Origin of the sequence: Agromyces salentinus (assembly GCF_009749395.1) — a bacterium.
GTDB classification, from domain to species: Bacteria; Actinomycetota; Actinomycetes; order Actinomycetales; family Microbacteriaceae; genus Agromyces; species Agromyces salentinus.
The window spans coordinates 74,544-82,393 of sequence record NZ_WBIR01000012.1 but is presented as its reverse complement, the minus strand read 5'-3'; the positions used below and the strand labels follow the sequence as shown (position 1 = coordinate 82,393).

6 protein-coding genes and 1 pseudogene are annotated in these 7,850 nt (G+C 73.3%); 3 read left to right on the top strand and 4 right to left on the bottom strand.

The genetic code is table 11. From position 1 onward, the window contains the following. A pseudogene (locus tag GQQ95_RS12430) lies at positions 1-398 on the bottom strand (dihydrolipoamide succinyltransferase); the annotation flags it as partial. A gap of 169 nt (positions 399-567) precedes the next feature. Between GQQ95_RS12430 and GQQ95_RS12425 the strand changes: the two are divergent. Next, positions 568-1,788: an aminotransferase class I/II-fold pyridoxal phosphate-dependent enzyme gene (locus tag GQQ95_RS12425; protein WP_246205465.1), complete on the top strand. Its 1,221-nt coding sequence runs from the start codon at positions 568-570 to the stop codon at positions 1,786-1,788. 83 nt (positions 1,789-1,871) lie between these two features. Here GQQ95_RS12425 and GQQ95_RS12420 read toward each other — a convergent pair whose 3' ends face one another. Genes GQQ95_RS12420 through GQQ95_RS12410 form a run of 3 tightly spaced genes read right to left on the bottom strand, consistent with a single transcriptional unit; the run spans position 1,872 to position 4,237 of the window. Continuing rightward, positions 1,872-2,714 carry a carbon-nitrogen hydrolase family protein gene (locus GQQ95_RS12420; protein WP_157427981.1) on the bottom strand — a complete coding sequence of 281 codons (843 nt, stop codon included), beginning with the start codon at positions 2,712-2,714 and terminating at the stop codon, positions 1,872-1,874. A 9-nt stretch (positions 2,715-2,723) separates the two neighbouring features. Next, a complete protein-coding gene (locus GQQ95_RS12415; RefSeq protein WP_157427980.1) occupies positions 2,724-3,218 on the bottom strand; it encodes a ClbS/DfsB family four-helix bundle protein in 495 nt (164 codons plus the stop codon). A gap of 47 nt (positions 3,219-3,265) precedes the next feature. Beyond that, positions 3,266-4,237 (bottom strand): SDR family NAD(P)-dependent oxidoreductase, encoded by a 972-nt coding sequence (locus GQQ95_RS12410; RefSeq protein WP_157427979.1) that lies wholly within the window; start codon positions 4,235-4,237, stop codon positions 3,266-3,268. Between the two features lie 128 nt (positions 4,238-4,365). Here GQQ95_RS12410 and helR point away from each other — a divergent pair, with 128 nt between their 5' ends. Together helR and GQQ95_RS12400 are read left to right on the top strand one after the other, a co-directional pair. After that, entirely contained in the window at positions 4,366-6,585 is a 2,220-nt protein-coding gene (helR, locus tag GQQ95_RS12405) for an RNA polymerase recycling motor ATPase HelR (protein ID WP_157427978.1), read from the top strand. Positions 6,586-6,665: 80 nt separating this feature from the next. Further along, positions 6,666-7,847, top strand: coding sequence for an AI-2E family transporter (locus tag GQQ95_RS12400; protein WP_157427977.1), 1,182 nt, complete (start codon positions 6,666-6,668; stop codon positions 7,845-7,847). The last annotated feature ends 3 nt before the right edge of the window (positions 7,848-7,850 follow it).

The following is a 7,850-nucleotide window of genomic DNA, read 5'->3' as shown; positions in this document are numbered from 1 at the left end:
ACCTGGCCGGGCTGCGGCTGGGCCGCGGGCGCCGACGGCGCGATGGGTGCGGTCGGCGCGGTGGGCGTCGGCTGCGCGGCACGGACGGGGGCGGATGCCGCGGCGTAGGGCTGCGGCTCCTGGCCGGGCGTGTAGACGGTGCCCGTGGCCTGCACGGGCGCGGGAGCCGGGGCGGCGGGCGTGGCGGGCGTCGTGGCCGGTGCGACCTCGGGGGCCGCGGGCGCTGCGGCGGGAGCCGCGGCGTCGGTGCCGGCTGGCTCGGCCGCGGGAGTCATCGCTGCGGGCGTCGTGGTGGGAGCGGCGCCGGTCGTGGGCGCGGTCTCCGAAGCTGTGGTCGCGGCGGTCGTGTCGACCTGCTCGTCCTGGGGCTGCGTGGGTCCGTCGGTGCTGTCGGTCATGGTGTGCTCCTTCCAAGGCGAACCCAGCTTCCCGCCGCAACCTGTGCGGCGGATATGCGGAGTCTGTGATCCTGCTATCCCCTGGCGGTGAAGGCACCGAGTGCCTCGACACCGCGCAGGAACGCCGGTCGCAAGCGTAGTGGCCGCACCCTGACGTACGGTGTGAGACGTGACCGATTCCGACCTCGAACCACGCCTGCGGCCCTGGCAGCGCACCGCGGCCGGCGCCGGCCTGCTCGCCGCCGACGGGTCCATCGCGAGCACGATCTTCGCCGAGATGAGCGCGCTCGCGACGGCGAGCGGCGCGATCAACCTCGGACAGGGCTTCCCCGACGAGGACGGCCCGATCGAGGTGCTCGACGCCGCCCGCGCCGCCATCGCCGAGGGCGTCAACCAGTACCCGCCGGGCATGGGCATGCCGGTCCTCCGCGAGGCGATCGCCCGTCACCAGCGGCGCTGGTACGGCATCGAGGTCGACGCGGCATCCGAGGTCCTGGTGACGGCCGGCGCGACCGAGGCACTCGCGGCCACGATCCTCGCGCTCGTCGACGACGGCGACGAGGTGGTCACCTTCGAGCCCTCGTACGACGCCTACGCGGCGCTCATCGCCCGGGCGGGCGGCGTGCACCGCACCGTGCCCCTCGCCTTCCCCGACTGGCGTCCCGACCCCGACGACCTCGAGCGGGTCGTGGGCCCCCGCACCCGGCTCATCATCGTGAACACGCCGCACAACCCGACCGGCGCCGTCTTCGACGCCCGGACCCTCGCGCACCTCGTGCGCCTGGCCGAACGGCACGACGCGGTGATCGTGACCGACGAGGTCTACGAGCACCTCGTGTTCGAGGGCCGGCACACGCCGATCGCGACGCTGCCCGGCGCACGAGAGCGCACCGTGACCATCTCCTCGGGCGGCAAGACCTTCAGCACGACCGGGTGGAAGGTCGGCTGGCTCGTCGCCCCGGCACCCCTCGTGACGGCCATCCTCGCGGTCAAGCAGTACCTCACCTACGTCAACGGGGCGCCGTTCCAGCCGGCGATCGCCCTCGGCCTCGACCTGCCGGATGCCGTGTTCGCGGATGCCGCGGCCGCCCTCGCGACCAAGCGCGACGTGCTCGCGGCGGGACTCACGGCGGCGGGCTTCGAGATCTCGATCCCGTCCGCCGGGTACTTCATCGTCGCGGATGCCGCGCCGCTCGGCTTCGACGATGCCGCGGAGTTCTGCCGCCGCCTCCCCCACCTGGCGGGCGTCGTCGGCGTGCCCGTCTCGGCCTTCGTGCACCCCGACCGCCGGGCCGCGACCCGGAGCCTCGTACGATTCGCGTTCTGCAAGCGCCTCGACGTGCTGCAGGAGGCGTCAGCGCGGCTCGCGATGCTCGGCGGGCGGAGCTGACCCGGCACGCCGGACCCGCCCGCGCCCGACCGGCCCTCGCCCGACCGGCCCTCGCCCGACCGGCCCTCGTTGCGGGCGCGCCGTCAGCGTGGGACGACGCCGAACCGGCGCAGCCGCAGCGCGGGATTGACCCGGCGCACCGAGGCGATGCGCTCCGCGGAGACCCAGGCGACCGCGACATCCGTCGTCTCGCCGATGGTCGCGAGCTCGACGCCCATCGGGTCGACGATCATGCTGTTTCCGGCGCCGACCGGCGGGGCGTGGTCGGCCGCGGCGACGTAGACGGTGTTCTCGAGGGCTCGCGCCGTCGTGAGCACCCGCCAGTGCGCCTCCTTCAGCGGGCCGCGCACCCACTCGGCGGGCATGCAGACCACGTCGGCGCCCGAGTCGACGATGCGTCGGGTCACCTCGGGGAAGCGGGCGTCGTAGCAGGTCTGCAACCCGAACGTGAGTCCGCCGGCCTCGAACGTCTCCGGGTCCTCCACAGCCCCGGGGGCGACCCACTCGGATTCGAGCTGGCCGAACGCGTCGTAGAGGTGCAGCTTGCGGTAGACGGCGACGACCCCCTCCGACGGCGCCACGGCGACGACGGTGTTGGAGACGCGATCCTCGCCCTCGACCCGCTCGATCATGCCCGCCACGAGGTGGGCGCCGAGCCGGTCGGAGAGCTCGGCGAGCGCGCGCGTGAACACGCCGTCGACCGGCTCGGACGCGGTGACCCACGCGGCATCCGCCGTCGGGGTGAAGTGGCTGGAGTACTCGGGGAACACGACGATGCCGGCCCCGCGGGCGACGGCGAGCTCGGCCAGGCGGGTGATCTCGGCGAGGTTGGCGGCGAGGTCGTCACCCGGCGCGAACTGCGCGACGGCGACGCCGAACGCGGACTCGGCCGGGGCGCCCGCGGCATCCGATGCGTCGTGGCTCATGCTGCGATGCTACGCACGTGCGGCGTCGAGCGTCTCGAGCGCCCACGCGTAGTGACCGCCGAGGCACTCGTGGACGGGCTCGGCGAGCGGCCCCCCGAGCCACTCGTGGGCCGTCGGATCGAAGAGCTGCTCATCGGTGAGCGCGTCGACCCTGGCGAGCACGGTGACGTGGCTCCCGCGGAGCCGTTCGCGCGCCTCGGCGAGCGCCAGCCCCCGGTACCGGTCGCGAAGGGCGACGTTGAGCTCGTCGAGCGCCGCCCAGGTGTACCCCTCGGCGGGGTAGGCGACGGGCTCGCCGGCCCGCTCCTCGTCGAGCCAGCCCAGCAGCAGGACGTGCCACGCATGGAGGTGGTCGATGAGGTCCCGGATGTCGCGATCGCGGCCCGCCCGAGGGAACGGCGCTTCGCGCTCGCCCTCCGGGATGGACTCGACGGCCTCGTCGAAACGGTGGAATCCGCGCACGGCGGATGCCTCGAGCTGGACACGGTTCGCCGGCACCGACATGTGCCCATGCTAGCCAGCGACTGCCGCGGCAGGTGGATCGCGATCGCTCAGCCCGTCGATGCCACGCGCTCGGCGAACTCCCAGACCCGAGCGGATGCCGCGGGGTCGCGGAGGCGCCGGAACAGCCGCGACGCCACGGGCGTCCCGGAGAGCTGGAACGTGCCGGCCGGGGCGACGAACCTGCCGTCCGCCACGTCCGCCGTGGTGGCGACCAACGCGGGTCCCGCGGCCTGCGCGGGCGTGTTGCCGAGGCGGCGGCTCATGCGCCCGGCCGACGGCGAGGCGGTGGCGCGGAGGTCGGCGGCGATCCCCGTGTCGGGGGCGATGCCGGGGTGGCACAGCGCGACGCGCACGCCGTCACCGCCGGCGCGGCGGCCGAGTTCCATGCCGAACAGGCCGAGGGCGAGCTTCGACGAGCCGTACGCGCGCAGGGGCCGGTACCCGCCTCGCTCGACGTCACCGGGCAGCTGCACATGCGCGAACGCCGCCGCGAGGCTGGTCTGCACCGCGACCCGCGTCCCCGACGGCGAGGCGAGGAGTCGGAGGATGCCGAGCACGAGCACCGCATGACCGAGGAAGTTCGTCTGGAAGTGCCGTTCGTAGCCGTCGGCGCCCACGTGCCGCACGGGGTCGCCGAGCAGCACGATGCCCGCGTTCAGCACCAGGTGGTCGATGGGACGGCCGTCCTCCACGAGCCGCGCGGCGAGCGCGCGGACGGAGTCGAGGCTCGCGAGGTCGAGGTCCGTGAGCACGAGGCGGGCGCGGGGCGCAGTACGGCGGATCTCCGCCTCGGCGCGCGCCGCCTTCTCGCGATCGCGCACGGGCATGATCACCTCCGCGCCGGCGGCGGCGAGCGCGCGGGCGATCTCGAGACCGATGCCGCCGCTGGCGCCGGTGACCAGCGCACGTGCCGCGCCCAGGTCGGGTAGCGCCGTCGGGATTCCGAAGGCAGTGCCAACCGTCGCATGCGTGTCGGCGGATCGATGCGGGTCGGATCGGCGGATGCCCGAGCGCTCCATGACCGGAGCGTACCGATGCGGCGCTCGACGCCGCCTCCGGGCGGGCCCTGACACGACCCGATCTTCCTGCCATGGCCAGTTTAACGCAGGGAGGGGGCCTTGCGGCAAGGCCCCAGGGGTGATGCAGAATGGGCGGCCGACCGCATTCCGACCGAGGAGAACTCCTGACCAACACAGCTTTCGACCTGCCCGATCGCCTCGCCGCCAAGCGCGCCCCCCACCTGATCGACGCCGATGAGGCGCAGTTCACGGCGATCGCCACGAGCCTCCGCGAAGCGACCGCGGAGGCGTCCGAGCGCCTCGACGACGTTCGCCGGCAGCGCGGCGGTCACGGCCAGCAGGCGCTGGACCGTGACCTGGAGATCCATCGCCTCACGGCCCGGCTGCGCACCCTCCGCCGCTTCGGCATCGACCTCTGCCTCGGCCGCATCATCGCGGAGGACGGCGCCGATCCGGTCTACATCGGCCGCACGGGCCTCACCGACGAGGCCGGGCGACGGCTGCTCCTGGACTGGCGTTCGCCGGCCGCCGAGCGGTTCTTCGCGGCGACGCACGGCGACCCGATGGGACTCGCGAGCCGGCGCCGCTACCGGTGGACGAACGAGCGCATCACCGACTACTGGGACGAGGTGTTCACGGCGGAAGGGCTCGAGGGCCACGCGGCACTCGACGACCAGTCCGCCTTCATCGCGAGCCTGGGCGGGACCCGCTCCCCTCGCATGCGCGACGTGCTCGGCACCATCCAGGCCGACCAGAACGCCATCATCCGGGCCGGCTCGCGCGGCGCCCTCGTCGTGGACGGCGGCCCCGGCACCGGCAAGACCGTCGTCGCGCTGCATCGCACGGCGTACCTGCTCTACTCCGACCCGCGCCTCGGACACCGGCGTGGCGGCGTGCTCTTCGTGGGACCGCACCAGCCCTACCTCGACTACGTCGCCGATGTGCTGCCGAGCCTGGGCGAGGACGGCGTGCAGACCTGCACGCTGCGCGACCTGGTGCCGGAGGGGGCTGCCGCGGCGGAGGAGCCCGACGCGCACGTGGCCGTCCTCAAGGGGTCCGCGCGGCTGGTGGGCGCGATCGAGGCCGCGGTGCGCCACTACGAGCGGCCACCCGCCAAGGCCATGACCGTCGAGACCGAGTGGGCGGATGTCCGGCTCGATCCGAGCGACTGGGCCGAGGCGTTCGACGCCGCCGAGCCGGGCGCCACGCACAACGAGGCCCGCGGGCGGGTGTGGGACGAGCTCATCGCGATCCTCATCGACAACCACGACGAGGTCGACGTCCCCGACGAGGCGCTGCGACGCTCGCTGCAGCAGGACCCCGCGCTGCGCACGGCCTTCGACCGCGCCTGGCCGCTGCTCGAGCCGACCGGCGTCGTGGGCGACCTGTGGTCGGTGCCCGCCTACCTGCACGCGTGCGCGCCCTGGCTCTCCGCCGCCGAGGTCGACGCGCTCCAGCGCGAGGACGCGCGCGCCTGGACGGTCGCCGACCTCCCACTGCTCGACGCGGCCCGGCAGCGGATCGGCGACCCGGCGGCATCCGCCAGGCAGTGCCGTCGCGAGGCCGTCGCGGCCGACGAGCGGGAGCAGATGGCCGCCGTCATCGACAACCTCATCGATGCCGAGGTGCTCGACGACGGCGAGGGGCTCATGACCATGCTCCGGGGCGAGGACGTGCAGCACACGCTGCTCGAGCAGGCGGCGCCGACCAGGAGCGACCCCGAGGTGCTCGCGGGCCCGTTCGCCCACATCGTCGTCGACGAGGCGCAGGAACTGACGGATGCCGAGTGGCGGATGCTGCTGCTCCGGTGCCCGTCCCGGAGCTTCACGATCATCGGCGACCGGGCGCAGGCGCGGCACGGGTTCGCCGAGTCGTGGCAGGAGCGGCTCGAGCGCGTCGGCTTCGGCGACGTGCACCTCGCGTCGCTCAGCATCAACTACCGCACGCCGGAGGAGGTCATGGCCGAGGCGGAGCCGGTCATCAGGGCCGCGCTGCCCGACGCGAACGTGCCCACCTCGGTGCGACGCAGCGGGCTGCCCGTGCGCCGCGGGTCGTCGGGCGAGCTGGGAGCGGTGCTCGCCCAGTGGCTCGCCGAGCACGACGAGGGCGTCGCGTGCGTGATCACCGCGCGCGACAGCGCGACGCTCACCGCGTCGGTGCCTGAGTCCGGCCGGGCACCGGGTTCTCCTCGCGTGCGGTGGCTGACGCCCGAGCTCGCCAAGGGACTCGAGTTCGACCTGGTGGTGCTCATCGACCCCGATGACCTCGGGGACGGCATCGAGGGCTCCGTCGATCGGTACGTCGCGATGACGCGCGCGACCCGGGAGCTCGTGATCCTGTCGAGCTGACGGTGTCGACCCGTCATGCGGATGCCGAGGACCGTGTCAACCCGTTCGAATCGCACCGCGAAGACCCGTAGCGTCATGGCATGGCACTCTTCGCACCCAGGCAGCCCCGCGTCATCCGCTTCCAGGAGCCATCGGTGGGCCTGAAGGCCGATCGCGCGCCATGGAGCCTCTGGGCCGACGGGTTCGGCCGGCTCGCGATCCGGTCCATCCAGGCGATCATCGTCGTGGCGATCGCGGCGGGCGTCATCTTCGTCATCCAGTCGCTGACGCTCGTCACGATCCCGCTCGTGCTCGCCCTCATCTTCGCGAGTGCCTTCGCGCCGGTGATGCGCTGGATGCGCGGACGCGGGGTCCCGCCGCTGCTCGCGACCCTGATCATGCTGCTCACGACCGTCGCGCTGCTCGGGGCGCTTGGCTGGCTCATCGTCTGGGCCGTGCGCGACCAGTGGGACGAACTGGCGGCCCAGGCGCAGGAGGGCTTCCAGAAGGCGGCGGTCTGGGCGCAGGACCTGCCGTTCTTCCCGTCGAGCGACCAGCTCGACGAGTGGATCGCCCAGGCGACCGACTTCCTGACCAGCTCCCAGTTCGGATCGGGTGCGATCGCCGGTGTGGGCGCGGTGGCGAACTTCATCACGGGCTTCGTGCTGCTCGTGACCATCCTGTTCTTCTTCCTGAAGGACGGGCCGCAGATGTGGGAGTTCCTGCTCCGACCGTTCCGGGGCGAGAACTACGCGCGAGGCCGGCGGGTCGGCGAGAAGACGGTCTCGGTGCTGGGCTCGTACGTGCGCGGCACGGCCGCCGTCGCACTCGTGGACGCGCTCGGCATCTACATCGGCCTCGTGATCCTGCAGGTGCCGCTCGCGATCCCGCTCGCCGTGCTGGTCTTCGTGCTCGCGTTCATCCCGATCGTGGGGGCGACCATCGCCGGCATCCTCGCCGCCCTCGTCGCCCTCGTGGCGAACGACTGGGTCAACGCGCTCTTCGTCGTCGGCGTGGTCGTCGTCGTGAACCAGCTCGAGGGCAACTTCCTGCAGCCGGTGCTCATGGGACGCACCATGAAGCTGCACGCCTTCGTCGTCCTCGTCGCCCTGACCGTCGGCGCCGCGCTCGGCGGCGTGCTCGGCGCCGTGCTCGCCGTGCCGATCACGGCCGTCGCCTGGGGCGTCGTCCAGGTCTGGGACGGCCCCGGTACCCCGGCACGCTGGGCGAGGGCGAAGGTCCCGGCCCGGGCCCAGACCGCTGAAGGCATCGCGACTCGGTAGCGT

Coding starts and splice junctions, on each gene's coding strand:
- GQQ95_RS12400 (WP_157427977.1), top strand. CDS start 6,666: ATGGCACTCTTCGCACCCAGGCAGCCCCGCGTCATCCGCTTCCAGGAG.
- GQQ95_RS12415 (WP_157427980.1), bottom strand. CDS start 3,218: ATGTCGGTGCCGGCGAACCGTGTCCAGCTCGAGGCATCCGCCGTGCGC.
- GQQ95_RS12420 (WP_157427981.1), bottom strand. CDS start 2,714: ATGAGCCACGACGCATCGGATGCCGCGGGCGCCCCGGCCGAGTCCGCG.
- helR (WP_157427978.1), top strand. CDS start 4,366: ATGGGCGGCCGACCGCATTCCGACCGAGGAGAACTCCTGACCAACACA.
- GQQ95_RS12410 (WP_157427979.1), bottom strand. CDS start 4,237: ATGGAGCGCTCGGGCATCCGCCGATCCGACCCGCATCGATCCGCCGAC.